This window comes from Chryseobacterium sp. PET-29 (assembly GCF_025736815.1).
Classification (GTDB): Bacteria; Bacteroidota; Bacteroidia; order Flavobacteriales; family Weeksellaceae; genus Chryseobacterium; species Chryseobacterium nepalense.
This window is the reverse complement of sequence record NZ_CP107053.1, coordinates 3634467-3655207: the sequence shown is the minus strand read 5'-3', so window position 1 is coordinate 3655207 and position 20741 is coordinate 3634467. Positions and strand designations below refer to the sequence as shown.

11 protein-coding genes are annotated in these 20741 nt (G+C 37.5%); all 11 read right to left on the bottom strand.

Translation table 11 applies throughout. The features are described 5' to 3' along the window. Positions 1 to 143: 143 nt before the first annotated feature. The 11 genes from ODE14_RS16575 to ODE14_RS16525 all read right to left on the bottom strand — a co-directional run bounded on the left by ODE14_RS16575 (position 144) and on the right by ODE14_RS16525 (position 20623). Complete coding sequence (locus ODE14_RS16575; protein ID WP_263602220.1) at positions 144 to 6587, bottom strand: GEVED domain-containing protein; 6444 nt, start codon at positions 6585 to 6587, stop codon at positions 144 to 146. A gap of 253 nt (positions 6588 to 6840) precedes the next feature. Beyond that, positions 6841 to 9765, bottom strand: a complete 2925-nt coding sequence (locus ODE14_RS16570) for a reprolysin-like metallopeptidase (RefSeq protein ID WP_263602219.1) — start codon at positions 9763 to 9765, stop codon at positions 6841 to 6843. A 306-nt stretch (positions 9766 to 10071) separates the two neighbouring features. Next, positions 10072 to 10731: a DUF6048 family protein gene (locus ODE14_RS16565; RefSeq protein WP_263602218.1), complete on the bottom strand. Its 660-nt coding sequence runs from the start codon at positions 10729 to 10731 to the stop codon at positions 10072 to 10074. Next, positions 10697 to 11179, bottom strand: coding sequence for a hypothetical protein (locus ODE14_RS16560; protein WP_263602217.1), 483 nt, complete (start codon positions 11177 to 11179; stop codon positions 10697 to 10699). The genes ODE14_RS16565 and ODE14_RS16560 overlap by 35 nt, the downstream gene beginning before the upstream one ends. Positions 11180 to 11211: 32 nt before the next feature. Continuing rightward, positions 11212 to 12624, bottom strand: a complete 1413-nt coding sequence (gene rlmD, locus ODE14_RS16555) for a 23S rRNA (uracil(1939)-C(5))-methyltransferase RlmD (RefSeq protein ID WP_263602216.1) — start codon at positions 12622 to 12624, stop codon at positions 11212 to 11214. A 148-nt stretch (positions 12625 to 12772) separates the two neighbouring features. Next, entirely contained in the window at positions 12773 to 14320 is a 1548-nt protein-coding gene (locus ODE14_RS16550) for a TlpA family protein disulfide reductase (protein WP_263602215.1), read from the bottom strand. Positions 14321 to 14636: 316 nt separating this feature from the next. Further along, positions 14637 to 15404, bottom strand: a complete 768-nt coding sequence (locus tag ODE14_RS16545; RefSeq protein WP_072883500.1) for a succinate dehydrogenase/fumarate reductase iron-sulfur subunit — start codon at positions 15402 to 15404, stop codon at positions 14637 to 14639. 24 nt (positions 15405 to 15428) lie between these two features. Then, the gene (locus ODE14_RS16540; RefSeq protein ID WP_263602214.1) at positions 15429 to 16001 is read right to left on the bottom strand and encodes a hypothetical protein; all 573 of its coding nucleotides are present in this window, start codon (positions 15999 to 16001) and stop codon (positions 15429 to 15431) included. A 5-nt stretch (positions 16002 to 16006) separates the two neighbouring features. Beyond that, entirely contained in the window at positions 16007 to 18019 is a 2013-nt protein-coding gene (locus ODE14_RS16535) for a fumarate reductase/succinate dehydrogenase flavoprotein subunit (RefSeq protein WP_248388517.1), read from the bottom strand. 15 nt (positions 18020 to 18034) lie between these two features. Beyond that, a complete protein-coding gene (locus tag ODE14_RS16530; RefSeq protein WP_248388519.1) occupies positions 18035 to 18697 on the bottom strand; it encodes a succinate dehydrogenase cytochrome b subunit in 663 nt (220 codons plus the stop codon). Between the two features lie 141 nt (positions 18698 to 18838). After that, complete coding sequence (locus ODE14_RS16525) at positions 18839 to 20623, bottom strand: ComEC/Rec2 family competence protein (RefSeq protein ID WP_263602213.1); 1785 nt, start codon at positions 20621 to 20623, stop codon at positions 18839 to 18841. Between the last annotated feature and the right edge of the window lie 118 nt (positions 20624 to 20741).

The following is a 20741-nucleotide window of genomic DNA, read 5'->3' as shown; positions in this document are numbered from 1 at the left end:
TTTATTATCTTTTTTTTTAAAATTATATTATGATAAATTAGTTTAAGAATTCTAATCAATCCCTTCAGAAATAGCATGCATATATAATAAAAAAAACAGGTTCCCATTACTGAGAACCTGTTAAATGATTAATAATTAAATGATTATTCTTTGATGAATTTCTTCTGAGCGGTAACTTCATTTCCATCCTGAATATCGATCACATAAACACCATTGATCAAAGTGTGTACATCAATCTTATTATTCAGAATAATTCCGCTTGACACCAACTGTCCTGCCGCATTGTAGATCTTATAATTCGCTTTTTTGCTGATATTTTTCACATACAATATTGAACTAACCGGGTTAGGATATATTAAGATATCCGTCTGATTAATTGGGTTAGGAACAGGAAGTTTAGAAATCCTTACGGTATAATCTTCAACTTCTCCGTTAGGAATGTTTGTACAGTTCACCGGAATAGCATCTTTTGACAATGCCACTCTCATTACTACGTATTTGTAGTCTGTTAAGCTCACGAAAGCATCTGCCGGCACTGTGAACGTTCCGCTAACGGTAGCATCAGTATTCGGAGCAACAGCCATCACTCTTTCGTTAATATCGAAGTATCCGTTTCTGTTGAAATCAATCCAGACAGCTACACCAGCCTCAGTGTTTCCTGAAAGTTTTTTATCAATTGTAATCTGGTTGTTTGAAGAACCCTGAATCAATTCTATAAACTTGGCAGAAACACCTGTATAGTCTGTATAGTTGGATGCACCTGATGCGTTTTCCATTACAGGTTTCCCGTTTGGTGTAACTTTCACTTTCGAAACATACCCTGCAGCGGATGAAACCGCTGACATCTGACAGTACACTACCGTAGGAGTTGTAAAGAAGTATGGTAAAGTATATGTTCCCGGTGTTCCGCTACATACATTAGCCACCTGCAACTCGTATTGCGTTAATTCCAACAATCCTGTAAGTGTAATTGTATTTGTGTTTGAAGTGACTGTTGTCCAGCTTGGAATACCTACTTTTCTATATTTCAAGATATAGGTTGCTCCAGGGAAAGAATCCCATACCACGACTGCTGTTGTAGGAGTAAGGTTGGTAATTGTTAATCCCGGAGGTGGTAGTTCACACGTTCTTTCAGTTGTGAATACTTTAGGGTTAGACCAGGCGTTCACTGTTGTTTCTCCGTTACATTGATTAGCAACCTGCACTTCATATGTTGTATACGGACTTAAACCTGTAAGAGTATATGTATTTAAAGGTGCTGCAGTAATATTTACAGTAGTCCATGCACCCGTTCCTACAACTCTATATCTTAATACATAAGTTGCACTCGCTACTATCGGAGACCAGCTTATTACAGCAGAGTTTGTAGTTACAGTACCGACAGTTACATTCGGAGGTGTAGGATCACATCTCGTTGTGAATGTCTGAACCGGTGTAAATGTTCCCGGTGTTGTACCACAGCTTGCGGCAATCTGTACTTCGTAAGTTGTTGCAGGAGTTAATCCTGTAAGAGCCAATGGCGGGTTTCCGGTTAATGTAGAAGCCACTACCTGTGACCATGTTCCAGTACCGGCTACTCTGTATCTTACAATAAATGTAAGTCCTCCCGCAGGAACAGTCCAAGTTACATTAGCAGACGTATGAGTAATCGTATTGAATGTTACGTTTGTAGGGGTGGTGGTTGCACATGGTCTTAATTTCACCGCGTAGTCTTCCACTTCTCCGTTTACGGCATTCTGACACATTACAGGAGCACTTGTACGCTTGAGAACAACTCTCATTGTCGTGTTAAGATTTCCGTTGTATGCATTTGCAGGCACACTAAATAATGCGGTTACCGGGCTTGTTGTACTCGCGGCAGAAGCCATAATCTGCTCTGAGGTTTCAAAGACTCCGTTTCTGTTGAAATCTATCCAGGCAGATACGGCATCATTTTGTGTTGCTCCTTTTGATACGGAGATTTGATTACCTGTAGATCCTATTTCCAGATTAATTAAAGTAGCCGGAGTTGTATAGCTAATATAATTGGTCTGAACGGATGTATTGCTCATTGGAGGAATACCTGGATTCACTGAAGTTACCGTAACATTAGAGATAAAATCAGTTGTACCCGTACCGGTCATATTACAATAGGTAATAGGCGTTGTAGTAAAAGGTGTAGAAGCAGACCAAGGTCCCTGAACTCCACCACAAATTGTAGCAACCTGTACTTCATAAGCTGTTTGTTCCGTAAGACCTGTAATATTATAGCTGTTTCCGGTAATCGGTGCAGGAGATACAGTCCAAGCCCCCACAGGGTTTGTTGTTCTCCATCTAACAAGATAGGTAGCTCCTGTTGAAGAAATCCATGATATAGTAGCTGTAGTAGCTGTGATATTTGACACAGTAATTCCTGAAGGAGCTGCTGTAGTACAAGGCTGAATATCTACAAATTTCACCTGATAATCCTCAACTTCTCCATTGCTTGTAAGAGGTGAACATGCATCTGTTGGTGTAAGGAAATACACAATAACACGCATTTTCACTTTATTGGTCCCTGCATAAGCTCCTGCCGGAACCGGGAATGTTGCCGTTACAGGTGTAGTAGAAGAATATCCAAGGTTCATAATTCTTTCTCCTCCCGCTACCGTAGTTGGATTATTATTAAATATTCCGTCTCCGTTGAAATCTATCCATGCATAAGTAGAATATGTGCTTGATAATATTGTTCTCCCTACAGAAAGTACATTACCCGTAGAGTTTCGGGCTAACGTGATGATTTTTGCAGGATCATTAGAATAATCGGTATAAGTACTTGCCCCAGAGTTGTTAGACATCATAGGTGTAGCTGTACCTGTTACCGTAATATTATTAATAAATCCGTCACTAACCGTTGCCGTACCCGAATTACAGTATGATATAGCAGGTGTGGTAAAGTTGACGGAACTTGACCAAGCGCCTGTGGTACCGCCACAAGTAGTTGCTACCTGTACTTCATAAGTAGTAGATCCGTTTAGGTTGATAATCGTGTAAGGGTTTGTTGTCGGCGCAATAGTTGTCCAGGCACCAGTTCCTGTTCTGTATCGTAAAGAATAGGTAGCTCCGGTAGCATTAATCCATGAAACTAAAGCTGTAGAAGCGGTAATATTCGAAACAACAATTGGAGATGGAGGAGCTGTTGTACAAGGTGAAAGATCAATAATCTTAACCGCGTAATCTTCAATCTCTCCGTTGGCAACTGTTGCACAAGGATCTGTAATACTGCTGGTAGAGAAAATAACTCTCATTCTTAAGGTCAGCGGCCCATTGTATGAAGTTGCCGGAACAACAAATGTAGCACTTATCGGAGTAGTAGTATTTGCTGTAGTGCTGATTACTCTTTCCGTAGTTTCAAAAATTCCATTTCTATTAAAGTCAATCCATGCCCCAACAGCTAATGAAGAAGTAGTTGTTGTTAACCATGATTTGGAAACGGAAATACTGTTATTTGTGGTATTACGAACTAATGTAATTAATTTAGCAGGGTCAGCTGAATAATTTGTATAGGTATCTGCACCTGAATTATTACTCATTACATATGAATTGGTAGGAGTAACTGTTACATTAGAAATATAACCATTGGTATTATTGTTTGAATTAATTGTACAATAAGTTACCTGTGGCGTTGTAAACTGGTAAGGTGCCGTAAAGGTCCCTGTTGTTCCCGAACATACGTATGCAACCTGAACTTCATAAGATGTCTGCTCAGTTAGACCATTTATTGTATATGCATTAGCTGTTAATGGAACTGTAGTCCATGTTGTAGAACCTACCGGTCTGTATTGTAATACATAGGTTGCTCCTGCTGCCGGATCCCACATTACGTAAGCAGAAGTTGCAGTAAGGTTGGTAACCGTAAGGTTTAATGGAGCGTTACTTGTACAAGGAATCGGCTGTATTAATTTCACCGCATAATCTTCAACCTCTCCAAATGTAAAACTTGTACACATTGTAGGTGAAGTATTAAACTGCATTGCCACTCTCATTCTCGTGGTAGCAGGTCCGTTATAGGCATTTGCCGGTACTGCGAAAGTAGCTGAAACCGGAGTTGTTGTACTAGCCGGCGAGTTCATTACTTGTTCGGAAGCTTCAAAAACACCGTTTCTGTTGAAGTCAATCCAAACACCTACTGCTTCACTGAATGCAAAACCAGTCCAGAACTTATTAACAGATACCGTATTATTTGCTGATCCTATTACAAGATTTACAAGAGCACTTGGCGTAGTTGTATAATCTGTATAAGTAGAACCTCCAGAGTTATTGCTCATTACTGCAGCACCATTCGGCGTAACTGTAACATTAGAAATATATTCATCATTAAAGTTATTTGATGTCATATTACAGTAGTTCAGACCCAATGTTGTAAAGTTTGTTGATGCAGAGAAAGCGCCCTGAACACCATTACAAACTGTTGCCACCTGCACTTCATATTGAACTCCATCATTTAAACCTGTAAGATTTACAGAATTTCCTGTTGAAGTAACAGTAGACCATGTAGTACCTCCAACAGGACGATACTGAATGACATATGTGGCATTTGCCGCGGCAGTCCATGTTACAGTAGCGGTAGTTTGTGTAATTGCAGATACTGCAATACCTGTCGGGGCTGCACCTGTACAGCTGGCCAAGCTCGTTACTGTAGCACTTCCGATTGCATAGAATACGTTTCCTATAGAACTTACTCTGATTTTAACGGTGGCTCCAACCGTAAGGCCGGTTAGTGTTAAAGACTCATTACCATCGTTAGCGGTAGAAGCAGTTGCTACTGTCCATGTAACTCCATTGTCGGTTGTATAATCAATTTTTACATTTGCTACGTTATAAGGTGCTGCTGTAGTATTAACAACATCCCATGTAATAGCTGTTGGTGCATTGTTATAAGCAGTCGTAGAAGTTACTTTGAAAGGTCCGTCATTCCCAACAATAATCTGCTGATTGGCAAATTGCGTCTGCTGCTGAGTAGGATCAGGATTGTTATCTCTAACCGTTACTCTGAAATTTGTTGTTCTCGCAACAGTAGAAACAGACTCCCATCCATTATTGGAATTATTTAGCACACCAGCTAATACTGATGCTAGTTTAGGGAAATATCTTGTAGGGCTTGTCGTCGGATTAAATGATCTGAATGTAGCTCCACTTGCAGTTGTTCCAAGATTATTTTTATTAATGGTAACGTTTGCGTTATCCACCTCTTCCCAGCAATACGTCATAGGATCGTTTTCTGCGTCTGTAGCAGAAGCTGTTAATACGAATGCCGTACCTTTAGGAATATTATAAGAAGGTAAAGGAGTAATTACAGGCGGATTATTGGCAATTACCGTTTCAACATCGCATGTTTTACTGGTAAGATTATTCTGAACCTGGGTAATACTTACTGCGTGGAAATAAGGATCTGAATGAGCCTGAACATCAGTGTTGGTTCCTGTGATTCCGGCATATCCCATAATAGTAGAGCCGGAACCCGGTTCTACGTTTACACCTGCAGTTTCCAGGCCGTGTGAAAATGTATGATTTGCACCTAGCTGGTGTCCCATTTCGTGTGCTACATAATCAATATCAAAATTATCTCCCTGTGGAATACCATCCGCAGGAGAAGTATATCCCGAGCCTTTCTGGGTTGCATTATTATTAGCAGGATCGATACATACACATCCTATACATCCAGCATTTCCTCCCCCACCTGAAGCTCCGAATAAGTGACCGATATCATAATTGGCACTTCCTACATTTGCTGTAAGTGTTTGCTGTAACTGAAGATTCCAGTTATTCATCTGCGCAGCAGGAGAATACGGATCTGTGGCGGGATTTGTATATATTACTCCCGGAAAGTTCTGTAAATTAAGATGTAAGGCAAAATCTTTTTCAAATACGCCGTTTACTCTCGTTAAAGTAGCATTCACGGCAACCAGTGCATTGGCTACTGTACCCCCAAAATATTGGGTATACTCTCCGGTTACCGACATTGCCAATCTCATCGTTCTGTATTTTTTATCAGAAGATTTCGAAAAATCGGTTGTTTGGTTGGTGAATGTTTTTCCAGCTTTATAAAGCTTATCGATTTCCATTTTTGTCAAACGGTCTTCGTTCATAGAGCAAAGAAAGCCTTCGTTGCTTTTATCAGTTTTTGGGTGCACACCATAAACCGTTTTGCCTTTATCGGCCGGCTCTATAAATTCATAGACACCGTTTTTGATTATCATCGACTGAAAATCATCCGGTGCTAAGCTGAATCTCAGGTATTTTCCGGGATCATCAATCCCAACACCTACATAAGATCCCAGTTGATACTCGTCTGCCAGTTCCTTAACTACCACAGGGAAGCTGTAAACGGCAAACTTTTCAATTTTTCCTTCTAAAGTTGGCAAGGAAATGGTAACGGGCTTTGCATTTTTACCCGTTTCCTGCGCTTTTGCCAATTGAGACTTTAGCAAAGAAATGTTTAGAGTGTAATAGCTCTTAATATCGGAGCCTGCTCTTGTTTTTTCTCCCCTGAATGTTGTAGGACTCCATTGTGCACTGGTAATCGCAAACAAAAAGAGGAAAAAGAAAGAAGTAAAATTTTTCTTCATAACTTTCTCAATATTATATTAATTATACAAATCTAATCATTTTTTATTATTAATATGAAAATGCAAATATTTTTTTCATACTAAATTCACAATTATTCAAACCAACTCTTGCAATAGTTATTTTTCACAAATGCATTTACCGTATTTTAAAATTATTCATAAATAATAGCAGATTTATTCAAGCCCTTTACAGCACAATAAAAAAATCCCCGGGCTTCCCCGGGGATTGAATTAATCATTTAAAATTATCTTATTATTTCTTGATGAATTTGGAAGTGAATAAATCTTTTCCTTTTTCTTCAACAGTAATTATATAACCACCTTTGATCAGTTCGGAAACATTGATTTTTCCGTCAATAATATTCCCTTGTCTTACCAATTGACCGGCAGCGCTGTAAATTTTATAAGATGCCTTATCAGAAACTTTGGTGATATTTAAGATATCTGATACAGGATTCGGATAAATTTGAATATCATTTTTAGGTCCGGCAACATCGTTTGTTCCTAAAACCGTTGGTGTCACGAAAACGTTATAGTCTTCAACTTCACCATAATCGTATGATGTACATGCAGTAGCAGAGGCATTATAACGAAGCGCTACTCTCATTTTAAGCATCTTATTCTGAACTGCAGTTGTTGGTACTGTAAATGTAGCACTTACTGTTGGAGTTACACTTGGTGCTGAATTCAATACCAATTCTGATGATTCAAATGTACCATTTCTATTGAAGTCAATCCATACTCTTACTCCTTCCAGATAAGTATTTCCTGTCCAAGTCTTGGTAACCGAAACAGTATTCCCTGTAGATCCGCTAACCAGATGGATTGTTTTTGTACCATCCAAACCATAGTCAGTATATGTTGATGCTCCGGTAGTATTATTTACGTTGGCCAATGTTACATTAGAAATATATTCGTCTGAAGAATCAGCTGATGTAAGAGAGCAATATGTTAATGAAGAAGCTGTTACAAATGGAGTATTAGCACTATAAGTACCAGGAGTTCCAGAACAAAATGTCAATACCTGAAGATCATATTTTGTTCCTTCTTCCAATCCTGACAAAGTAACAGCATTTCCGGTTGCAGTAGTCTGCTGCCAAACTGATTCTGTTACTTTTTTATATCTTACTGCATAAGAAGTTACCCCTATTGAAGGATTCCAGCTTATCATTGCAGAAGATGAGGTAATAGCGCTTACCGCAATATTTGTTGGAGCTGCAGAACTACATGGCGCTGCTGCGGTTACCAACACCTGCTTAATAGCATAGAAGATATTGCCGATCGATGAAATTCTTATTTTAATATTTTGACCGTTTAATGATGAAGGGAAAGTATAACTTTCAGATCCGTCATTTGGTGTAGATGCAGAAAGCACAGTCCATGTATTACCATTATCGGTCGTATAATCGATTTTTACATTCGATACATTATATGGTGCAGCACTAGTACCTGCAGTATCCCATATTAAAGCCGCCGATGTATTGTGATATACCTGCGTTGAACTTACTTTGAAGGGGCCATCACTTCCTACTGTAACATTCACAATATCACTTTGTGTTTGCTGTGATGTAGAAACAGGATTATTATCTCTTACAGTCAATACGAAACTGGTTGTTCTTGCCACATTTGATACCGTTTCCCAAATAGAGGGAACTGTTAAATTTCCGGCTAATACTGAAGATAACTTAGGAAAATATCTTGTATTTCCGGTAGAAGTTGGCACTACAGATCTGAACAGCGCCCCTGTCGTATTATTTCCTGTAACACTTGTTACTGGAGTATTTGCGCTGTCAAACTGTTCCCAGGTGTATGTCATAGGATCATTTTCAGGATCTGTAGCTGTTGCAGTAAGAACAAATGCTGTTCCTTTCGGAATAGTATAATCATTTAATGCTCCTATTATAGGTGGATTGTTCGTAATATTTGTTTCAATATCACATGTCTTACTAGATAGATTGCTTTGTACCTGTAAAATACTCGCTATGTGAAAATAAGGATCTGAATGAGCTTGTACATTCGCTCCCGGAACAATTCCTGCATACCCCATAATTGTTGATCCGGACCCTGGCTCCATATTCACTAATGTTCCTTCAATATTATGAGAGAAAGTATGATTAGCTCCCAACTGATGCCCCATTTCATGAGCCACATAATCAATATCGAAGTTATCCCCCTGAGGAATAGCGTCGGCAGGAGACGTATATCCTGAACCTTTACCTGGAGATTGGGAATCGGCAGGATTTAAACACACACAGCCTATACAGCCTGCATTACCTCCACCTCCTGAAGCACCAAATAAATGTCCTATATCATAATTTCCGTTTCCGACATTTGTTGTCAAAACATTTTGAAGTTCAAGATTCCATGCACCTGCAGCTCCTGAAGAAGCTGGAGAATAAGGGTCCGTCGCAGGGTTTGTATAAATCACCCCGGGAAAACTCTGAACAATCAGATGTAAAGCAAAGTCTTTTTCAAAAACACCATTTACCCTTGTCATCGTAGCATTAATAGCCGTAAGAGCTCCTGCCACTGTCCCTCCAAAAAACTGCGTATATTCTCCGGTTACAGACATTGCCAGCCTCATAGTTCTGTATTTCTGGTCTGAGTTTTTCGCAAAATTTGTTGGGTTGTTCTGAAAGCTTTTTCCTTTTGAGTAAAGCTCACTGATCTGTTGTTTTGATAAAGGACTTTCATTAGTACCACATACGAATGCTTCTCCTTTTGACTTATCTGTTTTAGGATGCACTCCGTAGATCGTTTTATCAGCATTCTGAGGTTCTATAAATTCATAAACCCCGTCTTTAATGATCATTGACTGAAAATCATTAGGCGCTACAGAAAATCTCAAATACTTAGAAGGATCATCAATACCAATTCCTACATAAGATCCCAGCTGATATTGGTCGGCCAGTTCTTTTACCACAACCGGCTGACTATAAACTGCAAATTTTTCTATTTTACCATCCATCGTTGGCAAAGAAATTTCCACGGGCTTTGCATTTTTCCCTGTCTCCTGAGCATCTTTAAGCTGGGTTCTTATTTTATTAAGATCCAACTTATAATAACTTCTCACATTAGAAGATTTCTCTGACCTTCCTTCATAATTAGCCGGAGTCCACTGCGCAAACATTGTTCCCCCGACCAAACTACAAATTAAAGTAGTAATAAGTTTTTTCATAAAAGGATAATTTTATCAATTGCAAATATATATCATTTGCGAGTTTTCACCTAATAAAAACGCAGTATCAGGAATGTTTTAATGTTAAAAAATAAAAAATAATTAATTATTATTATAAATAAAAACGCATAAATTAACAATTTTAAGATATAATATATTTTACAAGCATCAAATTATTTTAAAATACATAATAAAACAGAAAAAACATTAAAAATTCAGCAATAACAGCTTAATTGATATTTTAACATTAAGAAATATAAAATCCTTCCTGATAACAGGAAGGATTAATTTTTATGATACCGTAATTTAAAACTTATAAGCAATATTCCATGCGAACCCCATATTGAATTTTGATGAACTTCTTCCGAATCCGGGTACAATCATTGGCTGAATATCTTCTTGCTTGCTTGTGGCAACAAGGTATCGTGGCTGAAGGTTTACATCAATGAAAAAATTGGATTCAAAGAGCTGAACTCTCCCACCTATGGTTCCTTCCAGCCAGTAAGATGACTGTGAAGATGACGGAAAAGAAACAGAAGAACTACTCCCGCCAAAACCGCGGACAGGAACCGCCATATATTCCTGAGTATAAAAAGATCCTCCGATTTTACCTCCGGCATAGAAACCGTTAAATTCATTTTCCGGATCTTTTGCAAGCATATAAAAAGCCCCGATTTTCAGAAAAGGTCCGTTCGCCTTTACGTCATACCCGTTTTTCTGGTAAATATTGGATTCAAATCCGGCTTCTACAATACCATGAATATTATTTTTTATTTTAGAAGAAATAAATCCCTGGTAAAGCTTTCTGTCTGAAAAAAAAGATACGCCTGCATTCAGTACATCGCCGCCTACCATAAAATTAGGTTCATATTTCCATTTTTCTTTTTTTGTTTCCTGGGTATTCTGAGCAAAACTCAGGATATAGATTACACTAAAAAAGAAGGTAAAGATTGGTTTTGTCTTCATTTTCAATAAAATTTTGTCCGTCCTGAATAGCTTTTACAGGAGCATTTGCAGATGTCGTTAGTACCGAATTTAAATTTTCATATGTTTTTTTAATTCCGCATCCCGGGGAAACATAAACAGCTTTGGTGGTATAATTTACCCTTACCCTGGATTCTGTTCCCAGATTAGTGGTTCTAAAGTAAACATCCGTATATGGTGAATCATCTACTCTTAAAGGAATTATTCTGGAAGTTATTTTCGCCTCACCCCCCAGCTGAACTTTTCCGGTGCCGTAATCTACGGCAACATAAAGAGAGTCAAGAGTTCTTTCTTTACCGTTTTCTGCGTTAAGGAAAGAGAATTTCATTCTTGGCGTTCCTTCTCCGCTTTCACAGATATCATCATCAGCACCGCATGAAAAAAGCAGGCTGATACAACATAAAGCAAACAGAAATTTAAAAGATTTCATATTATAGATGATGTTTGTCAAATTTAAATAAATTATTTCTTAAGGAGCAATGCAATATTCTCTACATGGTGGGTTTGCGGGAACATATCCACAGGCAAAATTTTAACAACATCATAATGATCTTTCATTAATGCCAGGTCACGCGCCTGTGTAGCAGAATTACAGCTCACATATACTACCTTCTGCGGCGCCAGCTTCAGGATCTGCTCTACCACTTTCTGATGCATCCCGTCTCTTGGGGGATCCGTAATAAGAACATCCGCTTTTGGATGATTGGCAAGAAATTCATCATTAAAAATATCCTTCATATCACCACAATAAAATGTTGTGTTGGTAAGCCCGTTCAGCTGTGCATGTTCTATTGCTGCATCAATTGCTTCCTGAACAGATTCTATCCCAATAACCTGCTTTGCTTTTCTTGCCACATATTGAGCAATCGTTCCCGTTCCGGTATAAAGATCATACACTACTTCATCACCCTTCAAATCTGCAAATTCCAATGTTTTTCTGTAGAGTTCAAGCGCCTGTTTGTAATTGGTCTGAAAGAAGGATTTCGGACCGATTTTGAATTTCAAGCCATCCATTTCTTCCATTAGATATCCTTCCCCAAAGTAAACGTTGATATCCAAATCATAGATGGAATCGTTCGCTTTCGGATTGATGGCATAAACCATTGTTTTAATCTGAGGAAATGTTTCAAGCAGAAATTGGAAGAGTTTTTCCCTGTTTTCTTTTTCTTCTCTGAAAAGCTGGAAAAGGACCATCCACTCCCCTTGTGAGTTTTGTCTCATCATCAGAGTTCTTAGAAAGCCTTCATGATTTCTAACATCAAAGAAGTCAAGACCATTTTTCACGGCATACTCTTTTACAGCAAGCCTGATGGTGTTTGAAGGTTCCTCCTGAAGGAAGCATTCTTTAAGATCCAGAATTTTACTCCACATTCCGGGAATGTGAAAGCCCAGCGCATCTCTGTTTCCGAAATTTTCTTCCGAACTGATTTCATACTGCGTAAGCCAGCGGGAATTTGAAAAAGAGAACTCCATTTTATTTCTGTAATAATACTGCTCTTCCGAACCTAAAATAGGCACTGTTTCAAAATGATCAATCCCTCCGATTCTCTTGATATTATTATAAACTTCTTCCTGTTTGAAATCCAGTTGCTTTTCATAGCTCATATTCTGCCATTTGCACCCTCCGCAAACCCCGAAATGGATACATTTCGGATCTACTCTGTACGGTGATTTTTCAAGAAGATCTACTGCTTCTCCTTCGTAATATTTTGATTTCGCTTTCTTTACTTTTACATTCACGATATCCCCGGGAATTGCACCCGTTACCATTACGGTTTTTCCTTCTTCGGTTCTGCCAATAGCAACACCTTTTGCACCTGCATTTAAAAGTCTGATATTTTCAAGAATAATATTTTTCTTATTTCTCTTTTTCATTAAGAATTTTTTCTGTTTTACTGTTTAAATTGCCAGAGATCTGAACTTTGACAAATGCCCGAAAAAAAACAACTCTATTCCGGTCTGCAAAAATACAATAAAAAAAACCTTATCCGAAGACAAGGTTTTTATCTATATTCAATTTAAATTATTTTGTCTGAGCCGGCTGAGGATTTGCCTGTTGTTGCGGCACTTGCTGGGGTGCAGCAGAAGGATCCATCCCTAATCCCGGCTGCAATTGAGCATTAGGATTTACCTTTGGTGCAGAAAGTCCTGTTTGTTTATCCAGAGCGATTACCAATTCAGGATCTCCAAGATTAAAGAACGGCTTGCTTGCTATTTTTCCGTCTTTATCAACAACAATGAAGCATGGTAATTTGAAACCGTACACTCCATATTTTTTAGCAATATCTGAATTTAATCCGCCTTCACCGTATACATTGGTTCCGGTAATTCCTTTCATCAGCGAATTGCTAGTTTTTACAAACTGATCTTTTGTATCATCAACATTTACAAAAACGAAGTTCATTTTTGACTTATAGAAATTCACAACTTCTTTTAAAACAGGAATTGAGGCTTCTCCGATATAAGGATTCCAGGATGCATAAAACATCATCATGTAAGGTTTTCCTTTGTTTGAAGAAAGACTGTACGATTTTCCGTCTGCTTTGATAAGAGATGCTTCAGGAGCCTGCTCTCCGATTTTGAAACCGTTGATAGCAAACTGAATTTTCTTTAAATCTTCTTTAATGGTAGCGTCTTTGATATCCGTATCGATAATTTTTTTAATTTTCTCTATTGTTTTTTCAGGAGTTCCCGGATGAATATCAGATTGCGCCATTACAAAAGCCAATAAGTAATCTTTAGCAGTTTGTGAAAGATCTTTCTGATTTTTCTTTAAATAATCAGAAAATAATTCAGAAGTGGTAACATCTGTTTTCCCAGCGCTGTTTGCTTGTGCATACTTCTGGAAATCCGGGCTCATTTTTGTTAAAAGATATTGTCTGTAGAAAGGATTTTCTTTTACCATTACCTCTTTATTTTCCTGAAGCTTGTTTTCATAATCCGTGAACGCTTTTGTCACTTTGAATGAAGGGTTACCCATTTGTTTGTGACTCATTTCGTATTGATTCAGGATCGTAAGCAATGTGCTTGCAAGGTCATTCTTTTTCCACTCCACTAATCCGTTGTCCGGGCTGAATTTTTTAACGTTTTCTTCTATGTTTTTATTAACATCGGCCTGAACTTTTTCAATGCCTTTAAGAAAAGTTTTTTCATCTTTTGTCATCAGCTCATTCATATTCACAGTCTGAGCATAGGTAGAAAGATATTTTTGTGTAGCCGTAAAGAAATCATTATTATTTTTAGCATCACCTGTAACCACAAATTCTGACGGGAAGCTTATTCCGTTGCCTGTAATTTCAAGTTTCTGGCCACCTTTAAGATAGATCAGGTTTTGTTTTCCGCCATACGACATTACATACATTCCGCTTTTCGGAGCCTCAAAGCTTCCGGAGAACGTTCCGTCTTTGTTGATCCCAATGTTAATCAGTGGTAAAGTAGCAACACCTGATGCTTCAATAAATTCGATTCTTTCTAATGGAGAACCGCCGGTAATTTTTCCTTTTACTTCTACTTTTTTAGAGCAAGACATCGCAAAAACAGCGATGATAAACAATAAAAGATATTTTTTCATTTCGAATTTTATAATTACGCAAAAATAAGTTTTTCATCTCAACTAAATATCATATTCCATGGTAATTTATGAAACATTTAACTAAAAGAAATAAAAGCCATGATTTCGCGTAGTAAACAATTAAATTTATTAGAATGTGTATTTGAAATTACGTTAATTTTCCATGATTATTCAATCAATAAAAACAATATAAAATGTTTATAAGTTTCCATTTGTAAATTGAAAACATCTGTATTAATTTTTTTCAGAAGAATATTGCTGTAACCAAAAAGCAGCCTTCTTATGAAAGCTGCTTTTATTTTATTTTAATAATTTTTTATCCTCTGTCAACAAATGCTGCCATATATTCCCTGTTCATTCTGGCGATGTTCTCAAGAGAAATTCCTTTCGGACATTCTACTTCACACGCACCGGTATTGGAACAGTTTCCGAATCCTTCTTCATCCATGGCTTTTACCATATTCAGCACTCTTCGCTTCGCTTCTACTCTACCTTGAGGTAAAAGTGCATACTGAGAAACTTTTGCACCCACAAACAGCATTGCAGATCCGTTTTTACAAGAAGCTACACAGGCACCGCAAGAGATACATGCTGCAGCATCCATTGCCTTATCAGCATCTTCTTTTGGAACCGGAATCGCATTGGCATCCAATGTATTTCCTGAAGTGTTTACTGAAATAAAACCACCAGCAGCCATTACTCTGTCGAATGCGCTTCGGTCTACAATTAAATCTTTAATTACCGGAAATGCAGCACTTCTCCAAGGTTCAATAACGATGGTCTCACCGTCTTTGAACATTCTCATGTGAAGCTGACAGGTTGTAATCCCTGTGTCCGGACCGTGCGCTCTACCATTGATGTAAAGAGAACACATTCCGCAGATCCCTTCACGACAGTCGTGATCGAAAGCGATAGGCTCTTTTCCTTCGTTAATAAGATTTTCATTAAGGATGTCCAACATTTCCAGAAATGAAGAATCTGTAGAAACATCCGATATTTTATAAGTCTCAAACTGACCTTTAGATTTATTATTTTTTTGTCTCCAAATTTTCAGCGTAAGATGTAAGCCTTTTTTTGCACTCATAATTTTATATTTATAGGTTGGAGATTATTTTGTTGGTTTGTCTGCATTTTCAAATTTCATATCTGAACTTAAAACTGCAATTTTATTAGAATTTCTGCTTTTCAGCTCCTGATATTTTTCCATTGCTTTGGCGATATTCTCAGCTTTGTCGTCCTGTGATGGCTGATATATTGTCTTAGTGTCATTTTTTACCACCTGATAAAAAAGCTTTTTATCTCTGAATTCTGTAGGTTTCAAAGGTCTAAGGTTAACACTTGCGATGAAAGCTCCCATTTGGCCTTCCGCATTAATCACATATACCATATTGGGTTCGAGGTTGGCTTCAACATAATCTCTGTTTTCTGATGTAGCCCAAAATAAATGTTCACCAGGCTCACATTCATAAACTAAATATTTCCCGCTAGGAATAGCTCCCAGGAATTTATCTTTATCATAAACCCTGAAGTTAAGCAGCATACCCGCTCCGGTTTTTAAAATATACACCAGAGATTTTCCTTCAGCAGGTTTATCAATAGCCTGTGTTGTTACTTTCTGAGCAAAAACAGAACATCCGGAGAGGATTACAAAAAACAAAAGTACTTTTTTTAAACTCTTCATATCTGTTATTTGTAACTTCTAGTTTTCACCTCAATATTTTCGTAGATCAGCTCTTCTTTGTGCAATACTTCTGTATTGATATCTTCTCCCTGATATTCCCATGCTCCTACATATTTGAAGTTTACGTCATCTCTTTCAGCTTCTCCGTCCGGAGTTGAGTGATCTTCACGGAAATGTCCTCCACAAGATTCGTTTCTATGCAATGCATCGATAGCCATCAATTGTCCAAGCTCTAAGAAATCTGCGACTCTGAATGCTTTTTCCAGCTCGGTATTCATACCATCATTATCTCCGGGAACTTTTACATTTTTCCAGAAATCATTTCTTACTTCTTCAATTTCTCTGATGGCTTCTCTTAAACCTTCAGGTGTTCTTCCCATACCTACTTTATTCCACATAATGTTTCCTAACCTTTTGTGGAAGTGGTCAACAGAATGTGTTCCGTTATTATTAAGGAAGAAATCTATTTTTTCTTTGATTCCTTTTTCTGCTTCATCGAAAGATGAAGAATTGGTAGGAATAGATCCTGTTCTGATGTCTGCAGAAAGATAATCTGCAATCGTGTAAGGAAGCACGAAATATCCGTCTGCAAGTCCCTGCATTAGAGCAGAGGCTCCCAATCTGTTGGCTCCGTGATCAGAGAAATTTGCTTCTCCAATTACGAAACATCCCGGAATGGTAGACTGAAGGTTGTAATCTACCCAAACTCCACCCATGGTGTAGTGAACGGCAGGATAAATCTTCATTGGGGTTTTATATGGATCATCAGCCGTAATTTTTTCATACATTACGAATAGATTACCATATTTTTCTTCAACCCAGCTTTTCCCTAAATCATAGATCTGCTGATCAGTAGGATTATGAATATGCTTTTCAATAGCGGCTTCTCTACCTTTTTTCATGATCTCTGTAGAGAAATCCAGGTAAACGCCTTCCTGAGTATCATTGTTTTCGATTCCGTATCCGGCGTCACATCTTTCTTTAGCAGCTCTTGATGCAACGTCTCTAGGTACAAGATTACCGAAAGCAGGATATCTTCTTTCAAGATAATAATCTCTGTCTTCTTCTTTAATATTTTCAGGTCTAAGCTTTCCTGCTCTGATGGCTTCTGCGTCGGCAATGTTTTTAGGAACCCAGATTCTTCCTGAGTTTCTTAAAGATTCAGACATCAAAGTCAGTTTAGACTGCTGTGTTCCGTGAACCGGAATACATGTAGGGTGAATCTGCACATAACAAGGGTTTGCGAAGTACGCTCCTTTTTTGTGGATTTTCCAGGCTGCAGAAACGTTGGAGCCCATTGCGTTGGTAGAAAGGAAATATACATTTCCGTATCCTCCGGATGCAATTACTACGGCGTGCGCAGAATGTCTTTCGATTTCACCTGTTACAAGGTTTCTGGCGATAATCCCTCTTGCCTTTCCGTCTACAATCACAAGATCCATCATTTCATGACGGTTGTACATCTTAATTCTTCCTTTACCGATCTGCCGGCTCATGGCTGAATAAGCTCCTAATAATAACTGCTGTCCCGTCTGTCCTTTAGCATAGAATGTTCTTTTTACCTGAACCCCACCAAATGAACGGTTATCAAGCTGGCCTCCGTACTCACGTCCGAAAGGAACACCTTGAGCAACACACTGGTCGATAATATTTGCAGAAACTTCTGCCAATCGGTATACGTTTGCTTCTCTTGCTCTATAGTCACCACCTTTGATGGTATCGTAGAATAATCTGTAGGTAGAGTCTCCGTCTCCCTGATAATTTTTAGCTGCGTTGATACCTCCCTGAGCGGCAATAGAGTGTGCTCTTCTTGGAGAATCCTGATAACAGAACGCTTTTACATTGTATCCCTGCTCTGCTAGTGTAGCAGCAGCAGAACCTCCTGCCAAACCTGTTCCAACAACAATAATATCAATCTTGTCTCTGTTGTTTGGTGCAACAAGGTTCATATGGTCCTTATGATTTTTCCACTTATCCTTTAAAGGACCCGCCGGAATTTTTGAATCTAATTTACTCATATTAGTATATTGATATTATTGAGTTACAAAGTGATAAATTGCGATAAAGATAAAACCTGCAGGAATCAGGATGGAATACCATTTTCCAAATGCCATGATTACAGGAGTATATTTAGGGTGTCTTGCACCGATAGACTGGAATGAAGACTGGAAACCGTGTCCCAGGTGTAATCCCAGCAAAATGAAAGATATTATATAAATAATTACTCTCCATGCATCTGCAAATTTAGCATGCAGATCTCCCCAGAAGCGTGATTCTTCAATTGGCAACCCGTCAAGATACTTGTAGTTCATTTCATGAAACCAGAAATCATACATGTGAAGAAAAATAAAAGCCAAGACCACGGCACCTGAAATAATCATATTTCTTGACATCCATGTAGAATTGTGAGAAGGATTATTAGCTTCATATTTAACAGGACGTGCTTTCTGATTTTTAATTTCCAAAACAAATCCCATTACAAAGTGGAAAACAACAGCAAATATCAATACCGGCTGCATTACAAATTGAATAAGAGGATTATACCCCATAAACTGCGAAGCATTATTGTAAGCATCTGCTCCAAAAACCGACAAAAGGTTTACAGAAAGGTGCATTACCAGAAATATCAGCAAAAAGATAGCCGACAATGCCATAGCATATTTTCTACCTATTGTAGAACTCGTTAAACCTGCCATATAAGTTTAAATTTGATTTTCCACAAAATTAAGAAATGTTAACTACAACAAAAAGTGAGAAATCTCACATATAGCCAGTTTGTAATCTTTCTAAATAAGTCTTAAAATATTATAAATAAAGGAAAATATTACGTATCAAAATTAATTTATTTCATAAATTTTATGTTTATAAACAATTTTTCGAACTGCATTAGGAATCCTTCTTATCTCCGTTCTTTTTATACGCCGTGAGGCACAGTAAGGGTTTACGATAAACTTTACAATTTTAGATTTATCCGAATTTTCTTCAATCCAGAAACAGGCATCATTATTTTTCTTAATGGATAATACTTTATTTTTAGAGAAATCATGAACAAGAACTTCAGATTTATTCATTTCATACAGATCAAAACCCCATCGCAATATAAAAAAAGCAATAACAGCCATCATACATCTCACGAAGTTTTTAAGATTACATTTTAAAATAACAGGTCTTAGCAACATGACTATTAAAAACAGGGAAAAGACCTCAGGCAAATTCAATGGAATATTTTCAAAAAAAACATGATTAAATCCGGCAAACCAATGGATTATCGTGAGCAATATGTCAATGATAAATTCATACAATCTATTCAAATATTCGAAATTTATGTTGAAAGCTATTAAAGTAGTCATTAAAAATGAAAACATAATGATCATCTCAGAAAAAGGAACAATAAAGAAATTTGCAATAATAGAAATGAATGAAAACTGATGAAAGTAATACAGCACAAGAGGAAGCGTTGCCAGCTGAGCCGAAATGGAAACGGAAACCGTATTAAAAATAACCTTTTTTAGCCAATTGTCCTGTTTTGGAAGCATATTCAGAATCGGTTGATTGAGCCAGAATATTCCTAAAACCGCAAGGAAACTCAACTGGAATCCCACATCGAATATTTGCTGTGTGTCCGAAATCAAAATGACAAATGCGGACAACGCCAAAGAATGAAGAAGATCTGACTTCCGCTGAAGCAGGACATAAATAAAATAATTGCTCAGCATCAGGCTTGAACGCACCACTGAACTGCCAAAGCCAATAAAAGCAGTAAAAAGCCAAATGAAAATAAGACTTGAAACAATCGCATATTTTCTATGCTTTACCGGTAAAATTTTAATCAATAAGAAATAAAACAACCCGAAAATCGCAACAATATGTGTTCCCGAGATAGCCAGAAAATGCACCAGTCCGGATCTGCTGAAATCCTGAGCCGTCTGCACATCAATTTCCGTACGGTCAGCAAGAATAATTCCTTTTAAGAATTCTTTAGCCTTTGAAGACATCTGGGTATGGTCAATATTCTTGAGAACTTCCCATCGTTTCTGATAAAACTTTTCTTTCAAACTTAAATCATTTCTTCCCGCAGCATGGACCTCACCATTGATATAACATTGAAAATCAATGTTTTTACGTTTTAAATATTTCGAATAATCAAACTGAAAATCATATTGCGGAGCTTTGGGTTTGGAAATAAAAGCTTTTGCCTGGTAATAATGATTAAAGTCCAGTGTTTTTTCAATTTTAGGGTGATAAACAATGGCTTTAAAGATTTTGTTTTCGGCTTGTACTACGGCTTCATATTTCCTGCTCTTTTCGGTTGAATTCAACTTTCCGGAAATTTTGAATGTGATGACGTGATTTCCGGCAACAGAAACCGGATTTTCATCAGTATTTAGAAAATGCAGTATTATTCCGACTCCAAAGAACATTGAGCACAGCACATAAGGCTTTAGCCTGTGCAGAAAATAGTTTTTAAAAAATATTGAAGCTAAAATCAGCAGGATTATTCCTGCAATCGTTAAAATATAAGTTTCATTAAGAGAAAATGTATCCTGAAAGAAAATTCCAAGAATAAAAAAGATAACAAGAATAAGAAGAGGCTGCTTTTTCAACAGTTTGTGTTTTCCCAAAAATATTTATTTCATGGAAAATTCGCACAGCAATATTTTAAAACTTCAAAAAATTTCCAAAATTCTTTTAGTAAAAGAAAAATCGCAGAAAAATTTTCCACGATTAATGAGTATTTAT